Consider the following 26217-nt stretch of genomic DNA (forward strand, 5'->3'; position numbering starts at 1 on the left):
ATACTGCTGCATAACGGCGGCACTAGTTTGAATTTAAATGTTTGATTAGAGCCAATGATTTATTGGCCGAGTTGTTACCTATAGGGGATGTCACATGTTAAACTTTCCACGCTGGAAAGTCATAATGATTGCACTTGTATGCTTATACGGTGCCGTAACGGCATTGCCAAACTTCCTCAGTGAAGAACAGCGTGCTGCATTGCCTGGATTTATGCCGGAAGATACGCTTAATCTCGGCCTTGACCTTCAAGGCGGTGTACACTTGCTTTGGGGTGCACAAACTGAAGATGTTGTTAATGCGCGGCTTGATAATTTAGCGGACCAAATCCGTGATATTAGCCGAGAGGAAGCACGTCGTCGTGATGTGCCGCGTGAGCAACGCGTGACTTTCACAGATATCAAGGTTACTGAAGCATCGGTTACGGCAAGAGTGCGCAATCCCGGCTTGACAGAGCAGGCACGCCAGAAACTAATACCGTTAACACAGTCACAAGTTGGTGGCGGTGTGGCACCAGTGCTCGGTGGCGGCGTTCAGGAAGTGGAGCTTGAGCGTTCGGATGATGTGTTTACACTTACGCTCACAGAACAAGGCATTGAGATCCAAAAGCGCGACGCAATTTCTCGCTCTATGGAGGTGATGCGCAAGCGTGTTGACCCAACGGGCACAAAAGAAATTACACTTCAACCGCAAGGCAGCGACCGTATTGTACTTGAAGTACCAGGTGCCAGCGATCCCGAAGAAATTAAGAACCTGATTGGTAAGACAGCCAAATTATCGTTCCATGATGTGGAAACTAACCTGTCACCTGATGATATAGCTAAGGGGCGCCTCCGCCCGCGCCAAAAGGTGCTGTTTACACGTGAAGGCCAACCAATTGTTATCAACGAGCGTGTCATTGTTTCAGGTGACGACCTTATTGATGCGAAACCGGCTTACGACCGCGGAACACCTGTTGTGTCTTTCTCGTTCAACCTTGCAGGTGCGAAACGCTTCGGAACACATACCGCAAATAACGTAGGGCGGCCATTTGCTATTGTCCTTGATGACGAGGTTATTAGTGCTCCTAATATCAATGGCCCTATTCCTGGGGGACAGGGTATTATTCAGGGTGTTGGTAATATTAAGGAAGTGAATGAACTGTCTACACTTCTGAAAGCTGGCGCATTGCCAGTTAAATTAACTGTTCTTGCCGAACGCACAGTAGGTCCTGATCTTGGTAAAGATAATATTGATAAAGGCAGCCTTGCTGCGATTATTGGTTTTGTTGGTGTAATCATCTACATGGTTTTAAGTTATGGTCTGTTTGGTTTGGCCGCCAATGTTGCATTGATTACAAACCTTATTTTGATTACTGGATTCTTAAGCCTGTTTCAGGCGACTTTGACACTGCCGGGTATTGCCGGCGTTGTGTTGACAATCGGTATGGCGGTTGACGCCAATGTGTTGATCTTTGAGCGTATTCGCGAAGAGCAAAGGTCAGGAGCAAAAGCATTTCAGGCTATGGAACGTGGTTATGGCCAAGCCTTGTCCACGATTATGGATGCAAATATTACGACGTTTATTGCTGCGGCAATCCTTTATTTCCTCGGCTCAGGGCCCGTGCAGGGTTTTGCTGTTACGCTCGGTATTGGTATTTTGACCTCGATGTTTACCGCTGTCGTTCTTACCCGTTATATCCTTTCCACATGGTTGAAGCGTAAGCGCCCAACCACGTTGCCAATATAGGGAGCCGTGCAATGTTGTTAAAACTTGTTCCGCAAGAAACAAAGGTCAACTTCCTCGGCATGCGGAAAGTGGCTGCAGTACTTTCCATTATACTTGTCATTGGGTCTTTAGCTCTTTTCTTTGTGAATAGCTTGAACTACGGCATTGATTTCAAAGGCGGGATCACTGTTGAAGTAGGGTACGAAAATAAAGCTGTCCCGCTCGCTGAAGTGCGTGAATTGATGGGGACACTTAACTTAGGCGATGTTTCGGTAAAGCAGTTTGGGTCTGATCGTGATTTACTGATCCGCATTGAACGTCAGCCTGGCGGCGATGCTGAGCAGAGCGTTGCCATGACTAATGTTCGTGACAGACTCTCGAACGTTTTCCCTGAATTGATATATAGGCAGGGCAATATCATTGGCCCTGTGGTTTCTGAAGAGTTGAAGCGCGATGGCGTATTATCTGTAACTATCGCTGTGCTTGCCGTCCTTATATACATTTGGTTCAGGTTTGAATGGCAATTTGGCGTAGGCGCAGTTGTTGCCTTGTTACACGATGTTTTGCTTACTGTTGGGTTTTTCGCGTTAACGCGCCTTGAATTTAACCTGACAATCATTGCGGCCCTCCTGACTATTGTAGGGTACAGTCTCAATGATACGGTAGTTGTGTATGACAGAGTGCGGGAAAACATCCGGAAATATCGCAAGATGGCGATGGAAGATGTACTTAATTTATCGCTAAACCAAACGCTTAGCCGTACGGTGATGACATCTGTAACGACATTGCTAGCCTTGTTTGCGTTGTTCTTTTTGGGAGGTGAAGTTATTCGCGGATTTACAGCTGCGATGATTTGGGGTGTTGTTATTGGTACATACAGTTCCATTTTTGTTGCTTCACCCTTGTTGATGTTCTTTAAAATTCGCCGTGAATCAATGGTGCTTGATGAAGAAGATGACCCAACAGTTGATAAGTCTCGCCCATCGCAGTTTGAGAATTTTTAGAGTTAAGTAGGGTAGGTTATGGCGAACAAGATTCAATCAGGCGGCATAACCGTTGAATTGGAAAGCCCTGATGATGCACTGCTTGTTGAAGCATATGGTGATGGTGGATTTCGTCTGATTGAGAAGCGTGTTGAGGGTAGCATATTTGTTAACGGAGAAGGTTTTTTCCCAATTGCTGCGCAATCTTTTGATGCACTGACAACAGATGAGATTGATGCAGCAATAGCCACGCTGAATGAGCCAGAGATTCTCCTTATCGGCACAGGTGAGACTATGCAATTGCTGCCAAAGCGACTGCGTATGCATCTAGAGGCCAAGAATATCGGTTTTGATGTAATGAGCACAGGTGCGGCGGCACGAACATATAATGTTCTGAAAATAGAGAATCGCCGGGTTTTGGCTATTCTGATACAAGTGTCTTAATTTAAGGCTATTTAGACTATCCTGTTTTTCGCACGCCTCGGCGAAACCTCGGTTTGTTTGATAACCTGCTGTATGGTATGAGGTAAGTGTGCATAAGCTGTGACTTGTGCTATAATTATTCAGATTGTTGGCGTAAGGTAGGTAACGCTAGCGGAGCAAAACGACTGATGAACCAATCGCGCTTAAATAGAAAAGTGATAGCGGTTTCGGCTATTTTATTTACGAGTGGGTCGCTCGCGGGTTTTCTGATTTCCGGCGTTAGCGCATCATCTATGGTTGCTGATGTATCTCAAATCAGCTCAGACACCATAGCAAATGATGAGCCTGTGACAGTGCAATCGCTTGATGAAGCGCTTTTGGCAATGAAGCTAGCGCTGGAAGATGTTCAGGCAAACCTCAATCACACAACACGGCGTATTGACAAAGCTTCGCTTAATTCCGCACGTAAGAAATTACTTGTCACAATTAAAGCTCTTGAATGGCAACGTAATAACCTGATTGAGAATAAGACAAAGCTTGGTCAGATCGAAGAGAAAGTAAAAGAAAACCACCTCACAGTTGAGGAAACGCGCCAGGCAATAAAGCAACAAGTTGAAGAGCACCTTAATGCCCAAACTGAAGATTTGGCTGGGGCTAGGGATCAAATATTAGCCGAGTTAGAACGGACACGTGAAGAATTAGCCGATGAAATTGAACAGTTGCAGATGTCAATTGAAGAGCAAAACGAAATGCGCGTTGATAGACTAAATGCCTTGAGAGAAGCAGAGATGACTATCGCTGATATGGAAAAACAGCATCTCTCAGCGATTCAGTTTGCTGAAGAACAATTGAAAAGAACGCGCCAAAAGCTTGAACATAAACTCCAAGAACAATCAGCCTTAAATGATAAATTTAAACACTATTCGCGCAGTGCAGAGAACTAATCGCAGCTGTTTAGAGTGTCTATAAGTATAGTTATAGTTCTTTTGTAATAAAAAATGTAACGTTTGTGCCAGATTGTTTTAATCCACGCTTGTTCATTAACCGTAAATAGTGCATAATAGTTCTCACAAGCATTGTGGGGAACGTTGTGTTCAAGCTTATAAGCAGACTTACAAAAGCCGAAATCGTAGCAGCTATGACGCTGACTGGGATGCTTGGTGCTGCTATCGCTGTTCCCGTGCAGAGTGATACATTCGAAACACCTGCTATTATGGAATTTGATAGTGTTGGCTCTATGCTGCGCGAAATGGACCGCGAAGCAGAGCTTAATTCCATGTCCCGTCATGCTAGCTTACCTGCTGCAGATTTATATTCTTCTCGCGATGAGTGTAGCACTGAAGACGTTGATGAACGTGTTGAGGCTTTGCGCTCTTCTCTGGACGATACTTTCGATTACACGCGTATGGTTCGTGCACTTGATTCGGAGAGCAACGCAGGCATTTCTCAACTTAATGCTTTATCAGAGCTTAGTAATGCTGCACTCCGTGATTATGTTGTGGAACGTGATAACCTTGAGGCACGCGGTGCCGCGATGGAGCGCTTTGCTGCAATGGCTGTTATGATGCAGGCATACGGTGATGATGAGCTTGCTGAAATGGACGATGAGGTTTTAGCTGCAAAAATCGAAGCAGCGATGCGTGCAGCTGAGGCAGCGATTAACAAGGAACCATAACCCTTCAACATATGTTCTCATGGTTGGCGGGTTTTCCCCGCCTTTTTTTATGCCAAAATACAGATACAGGTTTGTCACATGTGAAAATTCGCGTTAATTAAACCACAGAGTTTATCGCTGTGACGTTGCTTCATTGACAGTGTGTCTTGGTAATATTTTTATTTTCTAACTATCTAATTATACAAAGCTTAGGTCTTTCCATGTCAAAAGATGATTTTTACCGTATTCGGCGCTTGCCTCCCTATCTATTTGCAGAAGTAAATGAGATGAAAGCTTCAGCGCGAGCACGCGGGGAAGATATTATTGATCTGGGTATGGGAAATCCTGACTTACCTACACCAGAACATATTGTTGAAAAGCTGAAAGAGACTGCAGATAACAAACGAGCACACGGTTATTCAACATCGCGCGGGATTCCGGGGTTGCGTAAAGCCCTTGCCGGATACTATCAGCGTAGGTTCGGTGTTACTATAGATCCTGATACTGAAGCGGTAGTTACACTTGGCTCAAAAGAAGGCTTGGCTAACCTTGCTCAGGCTATAACTGCGCCTGGTGATGTTATTCTTGCACCAAACCCCAGTTATCCTATCCATCCTTATGGATTTATGATTGCAGGTGCCTCAGTGCGCCATATTCCATTTGGGCCTGGTTACGACTTTATGTCTGAATTGTCGCGCGCAGTGCAGCATAGTGTTCCAAGGCCAAGCGCAGTGATCCTGTGTTATCCTTCTAATCCAACGGCAGAAGTTGTTGATTTGGATTTTTATAGAGAGATTGTTAATTTTTGTCTCAAAAATGAAATCTGGATACTATCTGATTTAGCTTATGCAGAAATATATTTTGATGATAACCCACCTCCGTCTATCCTCCAGATACCTGAAGCGCGGGATATAGCGGTTGAATTTACTTCAATGTCTAAAACCTACTCCATGGCTGGTTGGCGTGTTGGCTTTGCTGCGGGTAATAAGGAGCTTGTGGGGGCTTTAACGCGCGTAAAGAGCTATCTTGATTACGGTGCATTTACGCCAATTCAGGTTGCGGCGACCGCAGCGCTTAATGGCCCTCAAGATTGCGTGGAAGAACATCGCCGTATTTACCAAAAACGCCGCGATGTGCTCATTGAAGGTCTCGCTGGGGCAGGGTGGGACGTGCCATCACCAAAGGCATCTATGTTCGCTTGGGCCCCATTGCCAGAGGCTTTCATAGAAGTTGGCTCTATGGCTTTTGCTAAAATGCTTCTTGAGCACGCAAAGGTCGCTGTATCACCCGGGGCAGGGTTCGGTGAATATGGTGAAGGCTATGTGAGGATTGGCCTAGTGGAAAATGAGCACCGTATTAGGCAGGCAGTGCGTAATATTAAAAAGTTCATGAGCGAAAAAGATCAACATATCGCTACCTGGTTAGAAAAGCTGGCAATTGACGGATAATAGTCAACGTAATGACACTTGGCAGAAATTGAGTTTGAAAGACTAATAGATGAATAATAACGAAATAAAACCATTAGGCCTTGGAGTAGCTGGCCTTGGTACTGTTGGTGTCGGTGTTCTCAAAATTATTGAGGAGCATGCAGCGCTTCTCTCCGTTCGTGCAGGACGCCCCCTTCGTGTTGTTGCTGTTTCTGCACGGGAAAAAGCACGCGATAGAGGCGTCGATATAACGCAGTATGCTTGGTGTGATAATGCTGTTGACCTAGCGAGCCTGGAAAGTGTTGATTTAGTGGTGGAGTTGATGGGGGGAAGTGATGGCCCAGCCTACGCTCTTGCTAAGGCAACCTTGTCATCTGGCAAAGCTTTTGTAACTGCAAATAAAGCGCTTATTGCTACGCATGGGAAAGAGTTGGCGTCACTAGCAGAAGCGCATGGTTCTGCGCTGCGTTTTGAAGCAGCTGTTGCAGGTGGAATTCCAATTATTAAAGCCTTAACTGAAGGACTTTCTTCTAATAATATTAGTGGTTTACATGGCATTCTTAATGGAACATGTAATTATATCCTGACGCGTATGGAGCATGAACACATGGCTTTTGCTGATGTGTTATCTGAAGCGCAAAAAATTGGATATGCTGAGGCTGATCCAACTTTCGATATCGATGGAATAGATACGGCGCATAAGACAGCCATCCTTGCAGCGTTAGCATTCGGAATTGCACTCGACATTGAAAACTTGCCAGTTGAAGGTATTCGTAACATTGAAGCAGTTGATATTGATTATGCGCGTGAGCTTGGCTACCGCATCAAGCTTTTGGGCGTTGCTCAAAGAAGATCTAATGGCATAGATGTTCGTGTTCATCCCGCAATGGTTCCCTTGTTGTCATCGCTAGCTGGTGTAATGGATGCAACAAATGCTGTTGTTGTGCATGGGGACAGTGTTGGCCAGACAGTCTTTGAAGGCCCGGGTGCCGGACAGGGGCCGACAGCTTCTGCGGTTGTAGCTGATGTTATTGATGTTGCACGCGGGATTAACTATCCGCCGCTTGGTATACCTGTGTCTGATCTTGCAACATTATCGCACCTTAGTGCCAAGGATCATGTTGGCACATACTATATGCGCTTGAAAGTGGCTGATGTGCCGGGTGTTATGGCAGATATTACACAAGTTCTGGCGCGTGAAAAAGTGTCTATTGAAAGCATGTTGCAACGCGGCATGGTTGAAAATGGTGGGGTTTATATTGTGCTTACGACGCATGAAACAACGGAAGATGCAGCAAATGCTGTACTCAATCGTTTCAACACACTGGAATGTGTGTTAGAGAGCCCCGCAATGCTAAGAATTGAAGCGGCATAACAGGGGAAGTTGAATGTCAGCAGGCAAGCTTAATCGGATTCTGGTTTTAGAAGTTGTACGTGTTACAGAAGCGGGTGCGATCGCTGCAAGCGCACTGACAGGGCGCGGTGATGAAAAAGCGGCAGATGCTGCTGCTGTTGAAGCCATGCGTAAAGCTTTTAATAAATTACCCATTGATGGCACTGTGGTGATTGGTGAAGGCGAGCGTGATGAAGCGCCTATGCTTTACATTGGCGAAAAGGTTGGCAAAGGCGGCCCTGAAGTTGATATTGCTTTGGACCCGCTTGAGGGCACAACAATTTGTGCCAAAGCAATGCCGAATGCATTGGCTGTTTTAGCTATTTCTGAAAAAGGTGGTTTGCTTAACGCGCCTGATGTTTACATGGATAAAATCGCTGTTGGTGGTGGTTTGCCTGACGGTGTTATTGATTTGGATCGTTCTGCGAGTGAAAACGCAAAAGCTGTTGCTGCGGCTAAAGGTAAAAACGTTGATGAGCTTATGGTTTGTGTTCTCGACCGCCCCCGCCATGCGAAACTTATACAGGAATTGCGTAGTATTGGTTGCGGTATTGCCTTGATTGGTGACGGTGACGTTGCTGGTGTGATTGCTACAACTGACGCAAAGACTGGCATTGATATGTATATTGGCTCAGGTGGTGCTCCGGAAGGCGTTCTGGCGGCAGCGGCTTTGCGCTGTATTGGTGGCCAGATGCAAGGTCGTTTGCTGTTTAGAAACGACGATGAGCGTGCACGAGCACACAAATGGGGCATTGAAGACCTGGACCGTAAGTACACAATGATGGAGTTAGCGTCTGGTGATGTTATCTTTGCTGCGACTGGTGTGACTGACGGATCAATGCTGAACGGCGTACATCGTACAGCAGAAGGCATTACGACAGACACCGTTACAATGCGTTCCAAAACCAAAACAATCCGCCGTATTCAAACAATACATGGGTATTGATAGAGGCCATCTTTGACGGCAACAGAAAACACTGATTTACTAAAGAGTCTGCTGAATGTATCACACTCGGCAAAAGGACAACGCTGGCAGCAACGACCATATGCGGAGCGACATGCTGCTTTAATTGCTGAAACACTCGGTGTATCGCTAACCGTTGGGCAATTACTGGCCGGACGTGGTGTCACAGTAGATGATGCGGAAAATTTCTTCCGGCCTTCTCTGCGTGCATTAATGCCAGATCCAGCTTCAATCCTTGATATGACAAAAGGTGCTCGGCGTATTATTCAGGCGCTTGAGCGCCGTGAGAAAATTGCTGTATTTGGTGATTATGACGTAGACGGGGCCACCTCTAGTGCCTTGTTAAACAGGTATTTTCGTGCACTTGGTGTGCAAATTATTGTTTATATCCCCGATCGGATGGTGGAAGGCTACGGCCCTAATGCTTCGGCTATGCAGAGCCTTAGGGAGCAGGGTGTTGATTTGGTTATCACCGTTGATTGTGGAACTTTGTCGTTTGAACCATTAGCAGCTGCCAAACAAATGGGTTTAGATGTCATTGTTGTCGACCATCATAAAGCTGAGCCTGCTTTACCTGATGTTGCTGCATTGATAAACCCTAACCGCCTTGATGATACAAGCGAGCAAGGGCAGTTGGCCGCTGTCGGTGTGGCATTTATGCTTACAGTGGAAATTAACAGGCTTTTGCGCGAATCTGGTTGGTTTGACAATGAGAAGCCTGAACCTGACTTAAGATTGCTGTTAGATATTGTCGCACTGGGTACCGTATGTGATGTGGTGCCTCTTACGGGGGTTAACAGGGCACTAGTCACCCAAGGTCTCAAAGTTATGGCACAGCGACGGAATGCTGGTATTACGGCCTTGGCGGACGTTGGGCGCGTGAATGAGGCACCAACGACATATCATGCAGGATTTGTGCTCGGGCCGCGTGTTAATGCCGGTGGCCGCGTCGGGGAAGCAAATCTTGGTAGCAAACTTCTTGCAACTGAAGACACGTTTGAGGCGCGCGCGATTGCTGAAAAGCTTGATCGTTATAACCAAGAGCGCCGTCTGATTGAAGCTGACGTGCTGGAGGCTGCCCTGATGCAAGTGGAGGCAGGGATTGGTATATCAGGGAAACCAGATACCATTGTTATTGCTGCTGCTGACGGATGGCACGCAGGAGTGATCGGCATTGTGGCGAGCAGGCTTAAAGACAAATACGGATTGCCGTCACTTGTAATTGCGATTGAAAACGGCGAAGGCAAAGGTTCAGCAAGGTCAATCACCGGTGTGGATCTTGGTGCTGCTGTTATTGAAGCACAGCACAAAGGCTTGTTGTTGAAAGGGGGCGGGCATGCCATGGCAGCGGGTCTTACCGTAGCGGCAGATAAGGTTGATGAACTGAGTGCTTTCCTGCGCGATCACATGCGGTCTGCTGTTGCTAAAGCATCTGCCAACCAGGCATTGAAGATCGACAGTATTATTTCTTTGTCAGGTGCCACTGCGGCTTTGGTTGATGAAGTTGAGCAAGTAGGCCCATTTGGTGCCGGCAATGCAAGCCCACACTTTGCTATTCCTGAGGTAGATCTGATTAAAGCTGATCGTGTTGGCGAAAATCACCTGCGGTGTATTTTTAAATCCGGAGACGGAAAGTCAATAAAAGCTATGGCTTTCCGACAAGCTGATGAACCAATGGGTGCAATTTTGCAGACTGGTATCGGGCGGCGGTTTCATATTGCTGGAAAACTCAAAAAAGACACATGGGCCGGCGGCGATAAAGTGGAGATAACACTTGATGATGTTGCGCTTGTGGGGCCGGCGTGAGAAAAATATAAAAATAGGTTGACCCAGTGAAGGCTGATGGGTATCTAAGCCACCGGTCAACAGAGATATGGTCCCTTCGTCTAGTGGCCTAGGACGCTGCCCTTTCACGGCGGAAACACGGGTTCGAGTCCCGTAGGGATCACCATCTCTCTGTACCATCTTCATATAAGATGGTCCCTTCGTCTAGTGGCCTAGGACGCTGCCCTTTCACGGCGGAAACACGGGTTCGAGTCCCGTAGGGATCACCATCTCTCTGTACCATCTTCATATAAGATGGTCCCTTCGTCTAGTGGCCTAGGACGCTGCCCTTTCACGGCGGAAACACGGGTTCGAGTCCCGTAGGGATCACCATTAAAAAGCCCCGCTTTGCGGGGCTTTTGTGTTTTTCAGGTATGTAAACCGTTGATTCTATAAGAGTTTAATTACTGTTTCTGGCTCTTTCTTCTTCTGCAGCTTCATATGCTGTCAGCATTTCACGCACTTGTGCTTGAAAGGTTTTATCATCGCGAGAAAGCTTCAAAGCTTCTTTTGCCTGAGCTATGGCTTCTGCATAGCGCCCCTTTGCGCCTAGGGAACTCGCGTAATTTGCTGCAAATAAAGCTGAATTTGGTACGATTTCTCGAGCTGTTGCGTAAGCATCAATAGCGGCGACATAATTTTTTAAGCCAAGTTGAGCTCGACCAAGCATACCAAAATATTGTCCATCGCCTTCAGCTTGTGGCTTTAATTTTAATAAGTCCGGTAATGCGTTCTCATATTGATTCAAGGCAAGATACGCAGTTGCGCGATTCTTGAGAGCAGATGCATAATTAGGATTGGCAGCAATAGCTTCTGATAGCGCGGCTATAGATTCGTTGTAATTACCGCGCCGAAGTTCTATCGCACCTATAATGTTTTGGGCGATATTTTTCGTTTCAGGATTTGCCTTTAGGCGTTGTGCAGTAGAGAACGCGCCATCATGCTCACCAGAAAGCATCTGCATGTTCGCTAATGTGGTTAGTTCTTTTGCGGTTGCACTATCACCAGCCGTTGCTTGACGCATCAGGGCTAAGCCTTTTTCGTGTGCGCCAGTGTTATACTCCATCGATGCGAGAACAGCAGTGAGTGAGGAAACAAGGGTAGGGTCTGCGGGGTCCATACCGCTTGCCAAACTAATGGCTGCTTCATATTGTTCTCTTGCAGCCTCAATATTTCCGGCTGCTTGTTGCGCTTCTGCAGCACGGGCAAAAGCCTGGATCGTCGGGCCGGATGCTAATATGGGGGTGTCCTGGTTGCCTTGAAGTGGCTTGTTGCTTGCTTGTTCAAGGATAGGTTCTAATACTTTCAGGGCTTCTTGTGGGCGTTGTTCTTTGGTGTGCGTATCAGCAAGTATCAAGCGTGTTTCAGTATCACCAGGCGCAATTGCAAGATATTGTTGAAGATAGTCTGAGGCCGTATCGTATTTATCTAATCCATATGCGATATGACCATAAAGGCGTTTTGCGGGTTGATACCGTGTTAGTAAATCGCGTGCTTGCAATAACACATCTTCGGCAGCCTGATTTTCACCTTTTTCCGCCAAAATGTACGCCACATAAAACTGGGCAAGCATATTGTTGGGCGATACAGAAATTAATCCATCCAGAACAGTTTCAGCTTGTTCAATTTGTTGGACATCAAGATAGGCACCAATCAGCTCAAGTTGAGAAAGAAGGTCATCTGAGTTTTCAATTAGCGCTCTTTGCAAGTGGGGAATTGCGTCTGCGCTGTTTCCTTCCAGACGGTTGATTGCCCCTAAAATATAGTAGGGTTTGGCGTCACCGCCGGCACTGTTTTTTTCAATCGCGGCTTGAGCCAATTCTTTTGCGACGTCGAAATTGCCAACTGACATTTCAAGGAGGGCAAGTGCTGTATCGATTTTGTGATTACTAGGTTCTATTTCTCTTGCGAGACCAAAGTATTGCCGGGCTGTATCAGGGTTTCCAAGCGCATGAGCGATCTCACCTTCAAGCAAATTTAGTTCAACGCCGTTAGCGCGTGAAAATGGCACAAGTTGAAGTTCGGTTCTGGCGTCATCAAATCGTTGTTGCAACATCAATGCTTTAGCCAAAGGCAAGGCCATGCTTTGTCGTGTTGCACCAAGCGTGTTTGCTTGATCAAGAGCGAGTTCTGCAGCAGCGCCGTCAAGACGAGTGATGTGAATGTCAGCAAGGAGAATATAGTCCCTGGCGGTAGCAAGCCTTCTTTTGGCGCGCTCAGCTATAATCCGAATTACTTTGGCGTCATCGCCACTATCTACTAAAGCCTTCAGTTCACTCGATGTATATGCAGCCACATCACCAAGTTCATTCTGAGTAGTCTGAGTGGAGTCATCATTACTACAAGCTGTTAATATCAAGCTAGCAACAAGAAAGATGCTTCTGTATTTCATAAGTATAGCTCACTAAATGTGCACATGTTTAGATACAGGTATTGATAGTCTGTATCGCCCCCAACTTAATATTCGCTACTTGATTTGAGCGAATGCGTGTTCCTCTAACATTATTTTTAACAGAAATCTTTAAAAACCGAAATCAAGTACTGCTTGTTGTTTTCTACTAAGAGTGTGTTTAGCTTACGCTTTATATTGAAGACCTAATACGGGGAATATGGTTTTTATGAAGAATTCATTTAGAAGTTCGCTCAGCACTGTTGTTACCGGCATAGCCTTACTTATGTTGACTGGGCCAGCAAATGCTCAGGATCCTTTAGGTTCTTTTCCTCAAATATTACCCAATGGCGATATTTTAGATCAAGGTGTCATTGTTGTCGATGCTGGTAGTTACTCGCCTGTTGCGTTAGGTGAATCAATTACTTTGGATGCATGCGATTCATTTTTTCAAATAAGCTTACCTGGCACTTTCAGTGTTTGCGATTCGCCAACACTTGATAATATCTTCTTTGAATGGACTGTTTCATTTGATGACGGCCTTGGAGGGGTATCTCTTTATGATCCAGGCTTTGTGGCAGGGGCGGATAATGAATTTGGTGGGCAATTTTTAACTTTGCCCACGGGCGGTGCTGGTGATTTGATTGCTGCCTTAGGTAGCTATACCGTTCGATTAGATGTTGGTCCTGGAGCTGGACCTGTTGATGCTGCTCCGGGTGTTGGTGTTCTAATTGCAGGTAGAGGGCCAGCGAGCTTTAGCTCGTTTGAGGTGGTTGCTGCTTCAAGTGTATCGGAACCTGAATCTTTGGTGCTTTTATTGCCTGCATTATTTTATATAGGCCGACGACAGCGGAAGTTAACTAAATCAGTATAAGCTAATAACGACCAAATCACTTACATATATTCGATAATCTTATCTTCAAGAATTTAATGTATCAGGCTCTTGAAAGTCAGCTATTTCGCATGAATAGAGTAATTACAATCATAAGGTTGTGTTATCGAAAGCTAATTGTCGCAGAATGTATCAGTCTTCAGCAATTTGTATCAAGACAGTTAAAATTCGTGCTTTTTTTGCGCCTTAGTGTAAGCCTTACTTCAGCAAATTAATTGTGATGAAGCTATAGTTAACACGAGCAGAGGGCAGGGACCATGAGGCGTTCATTAAAACATATTGTAGATTCCTTTATAGTAGGAACAGGATTGCTTTTTGGCATTACTGCTTCTGTGAACGCTCAAGCAATATTTACGGGCGCATTAAATGCTGATGCTGGCAGTTACCCTCCAATTGTTTTGGGTGAAGGCGTTAACCTTGATGGTTGTGGTTCTACATTTGATGTTGGCGGCAGTGCCATTGCTAACCTTTGTGATGCTCCGACAATTAGCGATGTGTCGTTTACATGGTTTATCCAAAACGATGCAACTAGCGCCTTCACAGTTTTAACTGGTGCAGTTTTATCTCTTACATCCGGTGGTGTTGGTGATTTCTTTAATGCAGTTGGAACATATACCGTCAATCTTAATATTGGCGCTACAACGCCGTTTTTTGACTTGGGTGGTGGCTTTGGATTTAGAGATATCAGTCTAGCATCAGGTGACACAGGGCGAATTTTTGGTTCTAGCTTTGACAATGATAGCACGGCATTCACAGTAACTACTGTGTCTGTTCCTGAGCCTGAATCATTGTTACTTTTGGTTCCAGCGTTACTGATGATTGGTCGACGTCAACGCCGGTTGATAAAATCAAATAAGAGCGCTTAATAGCTCCATACCAAAATTCGGTATTTTCTTAAGGGTTAGATTGCAGATGCAGTTTAACCCTTCTTTGCTTCGAAGATACTTCGTTGGGGTTAGGAGTTTTCAAGGTATCAAGTATTTTGCGTAGGTTTCATGCCATAATCTCGACTAATTTCATTTGTTATTCATCTTCTGTCTGTTAAATGCTTACGAAGTATGCGGGGATGTGTGTTTATGAGGCGTTATATTAAGCCATCATTGATTGTGTTGATTGCAGGTGTGTTCTCAGGTGCGGGATACAGTGCTGACAACAATAATGAAGCGGTATCAAAGCCGCCGCTTCTTAAAGTCCTGTCTTATAATGTTAATGGGTTACCGCCGCCGATTAAGAAGGGGAAAGCACCCCTTTATCAACGCATAGCTGAAGTTTTACGGGAACGCCGTATTGCAGGAACGCAGCCACATGTGGTTTTACTGCAAGAAGCATTTGATAAGCGCACGGCTCAAATTGCTGAAACGACCGGTTATAAATATGTATTTAAGGGCCCGGGCCGCCGTGACAGATCCAAGAAGGGAACTGTGCATTGGACGGAAGCAACGCGAAAAGGTTATACGCAATTCAAGAATCCACAGAAGTTTACGGGAAGTGGTTTATATATATTATCTGATTTCCCACTGCATGATGCGCATTATAGAACATTCGATTCTGATATGTGCGCTGGTATTGATTGTTTGTCCAACAAAGCTATTCAATTCGTTCGATTGGAAGTGCCGTTTTCAACTGAGCCAGTCGATATAATTAATTCTCATTTTAATTCTCGAGGCTCTGCCAAAGCACCAGGCCGCATTACGCTTCGTATGCATCAAAAACAGACAGATGTATTACATGATGTTTTGTCGCAGTTTCGCCGCGGAAACCCAATAGTTGTCGCGGGTGATTTTAATACCAAGCAGGATAAACGGTACGCGTATTTCAGGTCGCAGATAGGCCTTGAGGATGCAGGCGAAATATGTTTGTCAATTAATTCCTCATGTCAGCTTGGTGAGGGTACTATCAAAGAAGAGATATTATACAAAACCAATGATAAACAATTTTATGAAGGCAGTGGCAACACACAGCTAAAACCTGTCTGGATCGGGCGTAATTTTAATGAGTTACTTGATGGAAAACCATTATCTGATCACCTTGGCTATGAAGTACATTATCGTTTAACTACAAACGACTAAGCATGAGCATTATGATTGAACTCCGTAGTTTTTGCAAAATAATCGCAGCTTTCCTGGGGTTGGTAACTATTTCTCACGAAGCAGTATCTCAAGAGGTGGATCTGAGTTTTGGGGGTAAACCTGTTTATATTCAGGGCGAGGAAATTGAAGACGACCGTAAACGTGATAGCTGGGCAGGGCAGATAGGTTTTGGTCTTGCTGTAGGGCCAATATTTCTCGGCGCGGAAGAGCATCAGGCTTATTTAGCGCTGGATACGAAAGTTAGTTACAAAGACACAATTTTTCTTGAGAACAACCGCATTGGCGCTGTTCTTTACAATGCGAGGTTATTGAGGGCAGGTTTGATCGGGCGTTGGAATTTAGGTCGCAGAAATGATCAGGCACTATCGCTATTGTTGGCAATTGATGAGCGGGACGACGAGGCATTCGAGGTGGGAATGTTTGCTGCAACGTCTCTGTATAAATTATTTTTAACAGCTGAAATGTATGTTGGCCTTAGTGATGTACATCGCGGTGTGAGTGTTGAGTTAGAAGCGGGTTACACTTTTGAGCCAAATTCAAAACTCAGGCTAACACCTATCCTTGGTGGTATTTGGGGGTCTAGTGGATTTCTGGATGCATTTTATGGTATTCCTGAAGGGATAGAGGGTATTGACGCTTTTCGACCGAATGCAAGCTTGCATGAAATATACGGCGAGTTGGGCGCTGAGTATCGTTTATCGAAGAACTGGTTGCTGCGAGGCAGTTTTAGGTTTTCGGAGTTATTGAACAGCGCGGCACGTAGTCCGATTGTGCGAAGTGATTTTGGCTCTCGTGAGCAGTTACAGGGGTTCCTTGGTGTTGTTTGGTTATTCTAAATCATGGTTTACGATATGTGCGAAGCTAACGTTAATAGTAACGGTTTTGGGAGTTTCACTTCTAGGATCACCTGTACGGTCTCGAGATACGATGCATCATGATTTTGTAGATATTAAAACCATAGTGCCAAATGTTGTTGTCGAGCCTCGATATGCGGGGGCTGATAATTTTATGGGAATGCCCGTTAAGGGCTATAATGCACACAAGGTGATTGTATCCAGACCAGTCGCTATGGCTCTTCAACAGGTGCAAGCAGAGTTATCAGAACAAGGGTTAGCGCTTAAAATATATGATGGGTACCGCCCGCAACAAGCGGTTGATCATTTTATGCGTTGGATCAGTGATGCCGGTGATCAAAAGAATAAGGGCAAATTTTACCCTAATGTGGCTAAGTCTGAACTGGTTCAGAGAGGGTATATCGCAGAAAAGTCAGGTCATAGCCGGGGCGGTTCGGTTGATGTTACTCTGGTTAGAGTTGATCATGGTACAGCGATTGAATTGGATATGGGCAGTCCTTGGGATTTGTTTGATACAGTCTCACATGCTGACGCGACAAACCTACCTATGAATGCACTTGTTAATCGCAACCTTCTCAAAGAGGTAATGGTCAGGAATGGGTTCAAGCCATACAGCGAAGAATGGTGGCATTTTACGCTGGATCCTGAACCTTACCCTGACACATATTTTAATTTTGTCATTGAATGATGATGTTTATCCTAAGTTTATCAAACATTTAATAACAAGTACTTTGCTTCCCACGGGCTTAAGACAGATGTGTAGCTGTCATATTCCATTTCTTTGGCATCAAGATATGTCTCAACGAATGCTTCGCCCAAAATTTCCTTAATTGCGCTGCTTTTTCGCATGATTTTAATGGCGTCGAGGAAATGACGCGGCAACGCTCGACTGGAAGCCTCGTAAGCAGAACCTTTAAATTCCCTTGATGGCTTTAGATTGTTTTTCATGCCGAGATATCCGCATGCGAGCGATGTAGCAATTGCGAAGTATGGATTTACGTCTGAGCCGGCTATTCGGTTTTCAATGCGGCGGCTTTCCCGTGTGCCACTTGGTACACGAAGGCCAACTGACCTGTTCTCGCGGCTCCAATGTGTGTTGGTTGGTGCTGAAAGGCCCATAGCGAAGCGGCGGTAGCTGTTAACAAATGGGGCGATCATTGGCATTGCTTCGCCTAGGTATGTTTGTAGGCCTGCAATATGAGACAGGAAGAGGTCGGTATTGTTACCATCTGCGTCTGCAAATATATTCTTACCGGTTTCACAGCTTTCGACTGACTGATGAATATGCATGGCACTGCCAAAGCTGTCCGGATAAGGGTTTGACATAAAGGTAGCGAACATTTTGTGTCGTACAGCAACTTGCCGCAAAATACGCTTAAACAAAAATGATTGATCGGCAACGTTCAATGCTGGCCCGTGGAACACGTTGAATTCAAACTGCGCAGGGCCTGCTTCGTGGATTAGTGTGTCAACATTAATACGTTGTGCTTCGCATGCATCATAAACATCATCGAAATAAGGCTCAAATTCGTCAAGGCTATCGATAGAATACGGAGAAGAACCCACATCACGTCGGCCTGATGCGCCTATGGGAGGCATTGGGGCGGCTTCAACGTCTTCCTGGCGCTTAATGAGGTAAAATTCGAATTCAGGTGCAACTATCGGTCGCCATCCTTCGTCTTCGTATAGCTTTAATACACGTTGAAGAACATGGCGCGGCGAGAAATCAACAGGTGATCCATCTTCCAGTTCTGCGTCGCAGATAACTGTTGCGGTTGGTTCACGCTGCCATGGAGTAATACAGATAGTGTCAAGGTCAGGCTTAAGAATAACGTCACGTTCAGTTTCACTGAGGTAATCATTTAAGGCAAAATCGCCTGTAACGGTCATGCCAAAAATAGTTTCAGGTAAGCGCAGGCCGCGAGTCTTTATACCATCAATGAATTTGACCCTCGGCATGGACTTGCCGCGTGCAATACCTGCATTGTCTGCAACCATACATTCGATATCGTCGATCTTTTCCTTCTTAAGCCAGTTATCTAACTCTTCGATGCGTTTTGCATCATACATGGATCACCACATCCAAAGTCATTGCTGACCCTGTTCCTCTTGTTTGACGTTATATAGTTCGTCGATTATTGCTTTGGTACTGCTCTGCTGCCTTACCAAAAGCGCTAAAAATTTGTACTGATTGAATATTATCTTTTGCTTGCCACTCAGGGTGCCATTGTAGAGCAAGAGCAAACCCCGCCGCTGCAGCGACAGAGAGTGCTTCTATCGTTCCGTCATCAGCCTCAGCTTCGACTGTGAGGCCTTGCCCTAACTTATTTACCCCCTGTCCGTGTAGCGTATTGACCATAAACTCGCGTTCCTGGGTTAGTTTGTACAATATACCATCGGTTGCCACAGTGATGGAATGGGCGGGACCATATTGTGTTTCAATGGGATCCTCGGGGTTTTCCCGATGATCAAACCGACCATCTACTTCTTGTAATCGTGGGTGTAAACTACCACCAAAAGCAACATTTACTTCCTGAAATCCTCGGCATATTGCGAGCAGGGGCATTGCTTTTTCAATGATCGCAGGAATAAGAGTTAAGTTATTAGCATCACGAGCTAAATCTTGATTTTCCTGAGGGGGAGCTGGCGGTAATTTATATCTTTCGCGGGCAATATTACTGTATCCACCGGTAAGTAGTACGCCGTCTAAATGGTCAAGGATATCTGTTGGTAATAAAACATCCGGCATGGCAGGAATGAGCAGAGGCGTGCAATCAGTCGTCTCTACAATTGCACGAATGTATTTTTCCCCTGCCTGATGGAATACGTGCAGCCCTTGTTGTTTTGTGTCACATACAATGCCTATTAGCGGTTTCATTGGTTTGTATCCGCTGCATTTGTACTTGTCGCGGTCGCAGGTGTGACGACGTTAATTTCTTCATGCCATTGAAATATATTCATTTCGATGAAGAAGAAGGCAACAATCCATAAAAAAGCATCCCAAAAGTCAATGAATTCGCCGTAAAAGCCCCATAAAATAGCCGCCCCAATAAGGATACTGTAAAGAACAACTTTTATTCTTGCACTAATCGTATGGTATTGTTTTGCCTGAATGCGCCCCATTTGCATGTAAACGTCGATCCACAACAAAATAACTACAAGCAACCATGCGCCTGCATTGATGACCTCGGTATATCCAAGAACAGTCATGTCACTGTGTATAGCATTGCTTGCTATGATGTTGGATTGAACATTTACCCAATAAGGTGCGGAACCAATGCTGCTGCATGTCTGCATGGTCAGTGCCGCAAATTCATCTATATCAATAGCGTATGATAGGTAGGTACCGATAGCGTCACATGCTTGGGTGATATTGCTTTCTTCAAACTGTAAAACAAAGTTTAATTTTTCAGTGTATCCAAGGAATGCAAAGAAAATGAGTACGTAACAGACGCCGCTAACACCGTTGATGCTCCATTTTACGACACCGTGGTAATTATTGTCATCTATGACCCATGTCTCAAGTTCCAGCATTAAAAGTAAGACCAGCCATGCAAACGAATCTACTGCTTGAGCAAAGGCAGCAGTAAATTGAGACCATTCGATACCGTCGCGAAAGCGGTGCCCTGCAGACATGTAATCTTCAAATGTAAAGTAAAACAAATTCAATAGTAGAAGTAGATAGATGCTGTATTTTAACGCATCGTATATAGCGCTCTTTTTAACGCCAAATAATGTGCCTGAAAATGCCAACGTTGTCTTCCTTCGCCATTTAGTTCAGTACATTAAAAATGTGATCACGAAATGTATCCTGATATGATTATAAAAATTATTCGTGGTCAAGTAAATGAAATGTACATAGGGCAATTATCTATTATTTTACTTCACTTTATATCATTTTTACATGTTGGTTGTTTTGTCGACAACAATGAAAAATTTATATAGCCTGCGTGAGAAGTAATATAAATATGTGTGCGATCACTTCATTTCGCACTTGGGCGGAAAAGTTATGAATTTTGATGATGAAGTCAGTCAATTTTTAGCAAGATATCCAGATACAAAGTATTTAGATGTCTTATTGCCTGATATAAATGGGATTTTCCGTGGGAAAAAGGTGGAAATATCAGCAATTGAAAAAATTGCGAAAGGACAATTTTATTTTCCTATTACTACGGCGTTTTTAACAACAAACGGCGCTAACGCTGAATATATACTTGATGAATATGGCAGTGATCCAGATCGTGCATGTGTGCCGATAAGTGGCTCATTACAAATTGTACCATGGGCAAACAGGCCTACGGCGCAGGTAATGGTAGTATCACAAGATGCCGATGGCACACCGTTGTTTTCGAACCCGCAGAGTGTTGTCGAAAAAGTGCTCGAGCAATATAGTAATGATGGCTTATCTCCGGTTGTTGCATTTGAGTATGAATTCTTTCTCCTTGATGCAACAGCGATACCACCGAAGCCACTTGCCCCGCCTAATGGCATGCCAGCCTCAAATGACGCAAATTGTTATAACCTTGATGTGTATAGTGACTACGAACCTTTAATGCAGGAAATTGAAGAAGCAGCACATGCACAAGGTATTACGGTAACAGGGCTCGTTTGTGAATATGGTAACGGGCAATTTGAAGTTAATTTAAATCACACAAAAAATATTTTAAATGCTTGTAATGAAGCACTATTGTTGAAGCGCGTAATAAAAGGCGTTGCGCATAAGTACGGTCTGCTAGCAAGCTTTATGGCGAAGCCATTATATGATGAAGTCGGTAATGGGTTGCACGCTCACGTCAGTATTCTGGACGTTGAAGGTAATAACATTTTTGGCGGCCAGGATGGTGAGAAACGGTTGAAAGAGGCACTTGGTGGTTTGTTGCAAACAATGCCGGCAGCAACACCCTTTTTTGCGCCAAACAAGAATAGTTATAGACGATTTGATCCTGAATGGTTTGCGCCTGTTGTGCGCAATTGGGGTGAAAACAATCGAAGGCTTTCATTGCGATTGCCCATGTCTGATACTGTGAATAGGCGTTTTGAGCATCGTGTAAGTGGTGCTGATGCATCACCACACCTAATGCTAGCAGCTGTTTTAGCAGGTGCGCATTATGGACTGAAAAACCATATTGACCCTGGCGCACCACTTGGAGAGTTTGATCTTGTTGATTTTGATGATGTGCTCCCACCACGCTGGAAGATCGCACTGAATACGCTGCGTGAAGACACTATTCTTGCCGACTATATGGGCGCGGACTTTATCGACCTTTATCTACGCATAAGGGAAAGTGAAGAAGAAGAGATGCACCGACAAGTGCCTGTATCAGACTATGAACAGTATTTGCGAATACTATAATGATGTTAGAGAGATAACTCACTATGCGGATTAGAGACTCGATCCACACTGATAGGCTGCCACTGTCTTACTATGCTGCCAGTAACAACTATCCTGAAGCCTTTCCTCGCCTAGAGGGAAACGTTGAAAGTGAAGTGTGCGTTATTGGTGGTGGCTTTACCGGGGTTTCCACCGCTCTACACCTTGCAGAAAAGGGCGTTGATGTTGTTTTAGTTGAGCAAAATCAAATCGGGTGGGGCGCTTCTGGGCGTAATGGAGGGCAGGTTTTAGGCGGTTTTGGCCCCGAACTGAGTGACTATGAAGAATACGAAAAGGTTTACGGCGTCGATGCTGCACTCAAAGTATGGCAACTCGGTGTTGATTGCGTTGATATTGTACGTGACTGGATCGTTCGCTATGGCATCGATTGTGATTTTGCGTGGGGTTACTTTGATGCTGCAATGAATGAGCGCGAGTTCATTGAATTGAAAGCAGCAAAGGAAGCGCTTGAAAAGCGCGGGTATCCACACGACCTGAAGCTTGTTTCATCCAGAGAGATAAATGAAGTTATTGGGTCTGATCGCTTCATAGGCGGTCTTGTCAACGAAGGTTGGGGGCATTGCCATCCGCTTAACTTGGTGCGTGGTGAAGCCAAGGCAGCTGAAAAGTTAGGCGCCAGAATATATGAGGACGCTCGCGTTTCTGATATCAAGTACGAAGCAGATTCAATAACTGTTGATCTGACATGGTGCCGCGTTTCCGCAAAAAAAGTTGTACTGGCCGGGAATGCATATTTAGGCAACTTGGTACCTGAACTGGAACGACAAGTGTTACCGGTTGGAAGCTATATAATCGCTACTGAACCGTTACCTGCAGATGTTATTGCCCGTATTTTACCAGGAAATCACGCTGCATGTGACCAACGCTGGGCGCTTGACTATTTTCGCCTCTCGGCAGATGGCCGTTTACTTTTCGGTGGTATGGCTAATTACAATGGCACTCACCCCAAAAAGATCAAGGATGCTTTGTATCCGAAGATGATCAAGGTTTTCCCCGAGCTGGAGGGCGTGAGAATTGACTTTGAATGGGGCGGAAACCTTGGAGTTGGTTTAAATCGAATTCCTCAAATTGGCCGCCTTGATGATGTTACATATTATGCTCAAGCTTATGCCGGGCACGGCGTTGCTCAAACCCATATGGCAGGCAGAATTATTGCTGATGCTATTCGGGGCGAGGATGAGATGCTGTCAATTATGGAAACTGTGAAGCATCGTGCTTTTCCTGGAGGGCGATTATTCCGTACACCATTACTTGCCGCAGGTATGGCTTTTGAACAATTTAAAGAGACGATACGAAATATAGTTTCTTAAGGTTAAAGTTAAAGTTAATGTAATTTGCAATAACTAACCGACTGTTATTTATGTGATTATACTGTTCTGACACACGATGGGAAACGTCATGGCAAATGCAAATGATCGAATAAATGATGATATGGCAGCTTACTGGATGCCATTCACGCCGAATAAGGATTTCAAAGCAAATCCACGCATGCTCAAAAGTGCTGACGGATTGTATTATACTACAACAGATGGCCGAAAAGTTTTTGATGGCTCGTCCGGTTTGTGGTGTTGTGCACTTGGACACAATCAGCCAAAAATTGTTGAAGCCATCCAACAGCAGGCTGCTCGGTTAGATTATGCCACGTCGTTTGGTTATGGCCATCCTGATGCATTTAAGCTTTCTAATATGTTGGCCGATCGTATGCCAGATGGGCTTGATCATATTTTTTATACTAATTCTGGCTCAGAATCAGTTGAAACCGCCCTTAAAATGGCATTGGGATATCACCGCCTTAATGGACAAGGCGAGCGTACGCGTCTGATCGGTCGTGTGGGTGGATATCATGGTGTTGGCTTTGGTGGAATTAGTGTCGGCGGCATGGTTAACAACCGCAAGACATTTGGTTCGTTGTTACCGGGTGTTGATCATTTGCCAGGCGTATACGACGAAACAATGCTTAACACACGCGGTCAAACGGAAGGCGGCGTTCATTATGCGGACGCACTGGAAGATATCATAAAATTGCATGACCCAAGCACAATTGCTGCGGTAATTGTTGAGCCAGCACAAGGTTCTGCTGGCGTGTATGTTCCGCCTAAAGGCTATTTGGAGCGGCTGAGGGAAATCACTTCAAAGTACGGCATTTTACTTATATTCGATGAAGTTATCACCGCTTTCGGGCGGCTTGGTTATGCAACGGCTTCCGAGCGATTTGGTATTGTTCCTGATATTATTGCGACAGCGAAGGCATTGAATAACGGCACGGTCCCGATGGGCGCCGTTGCTGTTCATAACAAGGTCTACGATACTTTTATGGAAAAATCTGCTCCGGGCGTTGAATTCTTTCATGGATACACATATTCGGCACACCCGCTAGCCGTGGCGGCAGCAATTGCTACGCAGGAATTATATGACGAGTTAGGTGTCTATGAAAATGTGCGTACCCTTGAAAGTTACTTTGAAGAGGCAATTCATACGCTTGCTGAAGCCAGTACTATTGTTGATGCACGAAACTTTGGCTTTATGGCTGCTCTGACGTTTGATCGGATTGATGACAAGCCGGCAAGCCGCTCTGCGAAGATATTTCAGCGTTCGTTTGAGAATGGTCTAAAAGTGCGGTTGAGCACAGATAGTATCGCTATTGCGCCACCACTGGTAAGCACTAAGGCTGATATAGATGTGATCTTTGACGTCATGAGCAAAACTATTAAAGATGTAGGGTAGATAACTGCTTCCATTATGATGAAACGTGCGGAAAAAATAATGCCCGCGAGCGTCTGGGGGCGCCGAATTGCAGGCGTCTTGCTTATTATTGGTGGTATCCTTGGATTTTTGCCCGTTTTGGGTTTTTGGATGATACCACTAGGTTTAATTTTCTTGTCTGTAGACTCAAAATTTATTCGTCGCCGTCGGCGCACCCTTGAAGTTAAGTTAGGCAGGTGGTGGAAAAATAGAAAATCTACCTAATGTATGCCAACACCAAATATATATGAGTAATAAGAATGACGTACGCAATTTCTGTTGAAGATATTCATTCAGCTGCCGAACGCCTTGAAGATGTGGCGGTGCGAACGCCTTTGATCGAGAATGTTCAGTTAAATGAAATAACTGGCGGTCGTGTTTTTGTTAAGGCTGAATGCTTGCAACATACAGGATCTTTTAAATTTAGAGGCGCATACAACAGATTGTCGCGTTTGAGTGCTGAAGAGAAAGAGCGTGGTGTATTGGCATTCTCAAGCGGCAATCATGCACAAGGCGTTGCAAGAGCTGCGCAATTACTAGGTATTAAAGCAACAATCATTATGCCAGAAGATGCTCCCGCATTAAAATTGGCGGCAACTAAAGGTTACGGTGCTGATGTTGTCACATATGACAGGTATACTGAAGACCGGGAAGAGGTTGCGGCGACGACAGCTGGCGATAGTGGTGTTGTAATTGTTCCACCATACAATGACCCATTCATTATGGCTGGGCAGGGCACAGCAGGCTTAGAAACAGTGCAAGACCTGCGGAAAATTGGTTTAACTCCTGATCAGGCTTTAGTGAACTGTGGAGGTGGTGGTTTAGCATCAGGTTTTTACACAGCCATGTATGATGCTTTCCCTAACTTGAATGGTTACGTAGTAGAGCCGGAAGAGTTTGATGATGTTAAGCGTTCCTTGGAAACCGGAGATATTCAGACCATTGATTTTAATGCGCGTTCGATATGTGATGCCTTGTTGACACCAAGCCCGGGAAAACTCACGTTTCCTATTATAAAAGATAAGGGAGTAACAGGCATAACTGTTTCTGATGACGAAGCGCGCGCTGCTGTCTCTTTTGCTGCCCGTCACATGAAGTTAACAGGTGAGCCGGGTGGGATTGTTTCACTTGCTGCAATTCTTGCTGGTAAAGTTGAAACTGCTGGAAAAATTACAGTGTGTATCATCTCTGGTGGTAATGTTGATCCTCAGATGCATACAGATTGTATATTGAACTTTTAAAGATATTGAGTTTAAGACTCATTAATATCATTCATTCTTGGCTTGAAGATATTGATAGGCTATAGAAATTTACAGATTAAGTATGCAATTAGACTTTTGGAGCTAAACATGGACATTAAAGAACAAAAATCCACATACTCAAGCTTTATGAAATATTCTATACGCTCTTTGGCCGCTGCTGTGATTGTTTTAGCATTGTTAGGCTTGTTTGTCGCATAAGACATATAACAAGCAGATACAGATA

The 26217-nt window shown here is 44.9% G+C and carries 23 protein-coding genes and 3 tRNA genes; 22 read left to right on the forward strand and 4 right to left on the reverse strand.

Annotated elements, in window-relative coordinates:
- Positions 1–94: 94 nt before the first annotated feature.
- From secD to OEU88_RS16870, 12 genes are all read left to right on the forward strand, one after another.
- Positions 95–1726: a protein translocase subunit SecD gene (secD, locus tag OEU88_RS16815; protein WP_262696377.1), complete on the forward strand. Its 1632-nt coding sequence runs from the start codon at positions 95–97 to the stop codon at positions 1724–1726.
- 11 nt (positions 1727–1737) lie between these two features.
- Entirely contained in the window at positions 1738–2709 is a 972-nt protein-coding gene (gene secF / locus OEU88_RS16820) for a protein translocase subunit SecF (RefSeq protein ID WP_262696378.1), read from the forward strand.
- 18 nt (positions 2710–2727) lie between these two features.
- Positions 2728–3132 (forward strand): Mth938-like domain-containing protein, encoded by a 405-nt coding sequence (locus tag OEU88_RS16825; RefSeq protein ID WP_262696379.1) that lies wholly within the window; start codon positions 2728–2730, stop codon positions 3130–3132.
- 167 nt (positions 3133–3299) lie between these two features.
- Entirely contained in the window at positions 3300–4055 is a 756-nt protein-coding gene (locus OEU88_RS16830) for a hypothetical protein (RefSeq protein WP_262696380.1), read from the forward strand.
- Between the two features lie 146 nt (positions 4056–4201).
- Positions 4202–4786 carry a hypothetical protein gene (locus OEU88_RS16835; RefSeq protein WP_262696381.1) on the forward strand — a complete coding sequence of 195 codons (585 nt, stop codon included), beginning with the start codon at positions 4202–4204 and terminating at the stop codon, positions 4784–4786.
- A 200-nt stretch (positions 4787–4986) separates the two neighbouring features.
- Positions 4987–6213 (forward strand): LL-diaminopimelate aminotransferase, encoded by a 1227-nt coding sequence (locus tag OEU88_RS16840; RefSeq protein ID WP_262696382.1) that lies wholly within the window; start codon positions 4987–4989, stop codon positions 6211–6213.
- A 49-nt stretch (positions 6214–6262) separates the two neighbouring features.
- Positions 6263–7567 (forward strand): homoserine dehydrogenase, encoded by a 1305-nt coding sequence (locus OEU88_RS16845; RefSeq protein ID WP_262696383.1) that lies wholly within the window; start codon positions 6263–6265, stop codon positions 7565–7567.
- A gap of 13 nt (positions 7568–7580) precedes the next feature.
- Entirely contained in the window at positions 7581–8531 is a 951-nt protein-coding gene (glpX, locus tag OEU88_RS16850) for a class II fructose-bisphosphatase (RefSeq protein ID WP_262696384.1), read from the forward strand.
- Positions 8532–8543: 12 nt separating this feature from the next.
- Positions 8544–10355: a single-stranded-DNA-specific exonuclease RecJ gene (gene recJ / locus OEU88_RS16855; protein ID WP_262696385.1), complete on the forward strand. Its 1812-nt coding sequence runs from the start codon at positions 8544–8546 to the stop codon at positions 10353–10355.
- Between the two features lie 69 nt (positions 10356–10424).
- Positions 10425–10500: transfer RNA gene (locus OEU88_RS16860), tRNA-Glu, on the forward strand.
- Between the two features lie 27 nt (positions 10501–10527).
- Positions 10528–10603: transfer RNA gene (locus OEU88_RS16865), tRNA-Glu, on the forward strand.
- A gap of 27 nt (positions 10604–10630) precedes the next feature.
- Positions 10631–10706, forward strand: a tRNA-Glu gene (locus OEU88_RS16870).
- A gap of 67 nt (positions 10707–10773) precedes the next feature.
- On the opposite strand, the gene OEU88_RS16875 is transcribed toward OEU88_RS16870, so the two are convergent.
- A complete protein-coding gene (locus OEU88_RS16875; protein WP_262696386.1) occupies positions 10774–12765 on the reverse strand; it encodes a tetratricopeptide repeat protein in 1992 nt (663 codons plus the stop codon).
- A gap of 226 nt (positions 12766–12991) precedes the next feature.
- Between OEU88_RS16875 and OEU88_RS16880 the strand changes: the two genes are divergently transcribed.
- From OEU88_RS16880 to OEU88_RS16900, 5 genes are all read left to right on the forward strand, one after another.
- Positions 12992–13636 (forward strand): hypothetical protein, encoded by a 645-nt coding sequence (locus tag OEU88_RS16880; RefSeq protein ID WP_262696387.1) that lies wholly within the window; start codon positions 12992–12994, stop codon positions 13634–13636.
- 275 nt (positions 13637–13911) lie between these two features.
- Positions 13912–14520, forward strand: a complete 609-nt coding sequence (locus tag OEU88_RS16885) for a hypothetical protein (RefSeq protein WP_262696388.1) — start codon at positions 13912–13914, stop codon at positions 14518–14520.
- A 210-nt stretch (positions 14521–14730) separates the two neighbouring features.
- Positions 14731–15723, forward strand: coding sequence for an endonuclease/exonuclease/phosphatase family protein (locus OEU88_RS16890; RefSeq protein ID WP_262696389.1), 993 nt, complete (start codon positions 14731–14733; stop codon positions 15721–15723).
- 11 nt (positions 15724–15734) lie between these two features.
- The gene (locus tag OEU88_RS16895; RefSeq protein WP_262696390.1) at positions 15735–16580 is read left to right on the forward strand and encodes a MipA/OmpV family protein; all 846 of its coding nucleotides are present in this window, start codon (positions 15735–15737) and stop codon (positions 16578–16580) included.
- 91 nt (positions 16581–16671) lie between these two features.
- A complete protein-coding gene (locus OEU88_RS16900) occupies positions 16672–17286 on the forward strand; it encodes a M15 family metallopeptidase (RefSeq protein WP_262696391.1) in 615 nt (204 codons plus the stop codon).
- A gap of 20 nt (positions 17287–17306) precedes the next feature.
- On the opposite strand, the gene OEU88_RS16905 is transcribed toward OEU88_RS16900, so the two are convergent.
- From OEU88_RS16905 to OEU88_RS16915, 3 genes are read right to left on the reverse strand one after another with little or no spacing between them, the layout of a single operon-like run.
- The gene (locus tag OEU88_RS16905; protein WP_262696392.1) at positions 17307–18668 is read right to left on the reverse strand and encodes a glutamine synthetase family protein; all 1362 of its coding nucleotides are present in this window, start codon (positions 18666–18668) and stop codon (positions 17307–17309) included.
- A 49-nt stretch (positions 18669–18717) separates the two neighbouring features.
- Positions 18718–19476 (reverse strand): gamma-glutamyl-gamma-aminobutyrate hydrolase family protein, encoded by a 759-nt coding sequence (locus OEU88_RS16910; protein WP_262696393.1) that lies wholly within the window; start codon positions 19474–19476, stop codon positions 18718–18720.
- The gene (locus OEU88_RS16915) at positions 19473–20351 is read right to left on the reverse strand and encodes a hypothetical protein (protein ID WP_262696394.1); all 879 of its coding nucleotides are present in this window, start codon (positions 20349–20351) and stop codon (positions 19473–19475) included. The genes OEU88_RS16910 and OEU88_RS16915 overlap by 4 nt, the downstream gene beginning before the upstream one ends.
- A gap of 256 nt (positions 20352–20607) precedes the next feature.
- Here OEU88_RS16915 and OEU88_RS16920 point away from each other — a divergent pair, with 256 nt between their 5' ends.
- The 5 genes from OEU88_RS16920 to OEU88_RS16940 all read left to right on the forward strand — a co-directional run bounded on the left by OEU88_RS16920 (position 20608) and on the right by OEU88_RS16940 (position 26192).
- Positions 20608–21951 (forward strand): glutamine synthetase family protein, encoded by a 1344-nt coding sequence (locus OEU88_RS16920; RefSeq protein ID WP_262696395.1) that lies wholly within the window; start codon positions 20608–20610, stop codon positions 21949–21951.
- 23 nt (positions 21952–21974) lie between these two features.
- Complete coding sequence (locus tag OEU88_RS16925) at positions 21975–23300, forward strand: NAD(P)/FAD-dependent oxidoreductase (protein ID WP_262696396.1); 1326 nt, start codon at positions 21975–21977, stop codon at positions 23298–23300.
- 88 nt (positions 23301–23388) lie between these two features.
- Positions 23389–24714 carry an aminotransferase class III-fold pyridoxal phosphate-dependent enzyme gene (locus OEU88_RS16930; RefSeq protein WP_262696397.1) on the forward strand — a complete coding sequence of 442 codons (1326 nt, stop codon included), beginning with the start codon at positions 23389–23391 and terminating at the stop codon, positions 24712–24714.
- Between the two features lie 278 nt (positions 24715–24992).
- The gene (locus OEU88_RS16935) at positions 24993–25973 is read left to right on the forward strand and encodes a threonine ammonia-lyase (protein WP_262696398.1); all 981 of its coding nucleotides are present in this window, start codon (positions 24993–24995) and stop codon (positions 25971–25973) included.
- A 108-nt stretch (positions 25974–26081) separates the two neighbouring features.
- Positions 26082–26192 carry an aa3-type cytochrome c oxidase subunit IV gene (locus OEU88_RS16940; RefSeq protein ID WP_262696399.1) on the forward strand — a complete coding sequence of 37 codons (111 nt, stop codon included), beginning with the start codon at positions 26082–26084 and terminating at the stop codon, positions 26190–26192.
- The last annotated feature ends 25 nt before the right edge of the window (positions 26193–26217 follow it).

Source organism: Kordiimonas aquimaris (assembly GCF_025574485.1).
In the GTDB taxonomy this organism is placed as follows: Bacteria; Pseudomonadota; Alphaproteobacteria; order Sphingomonadales; family Kordiimonadaceae; genus Kordiimonas; species Kordiimonas aquimaris.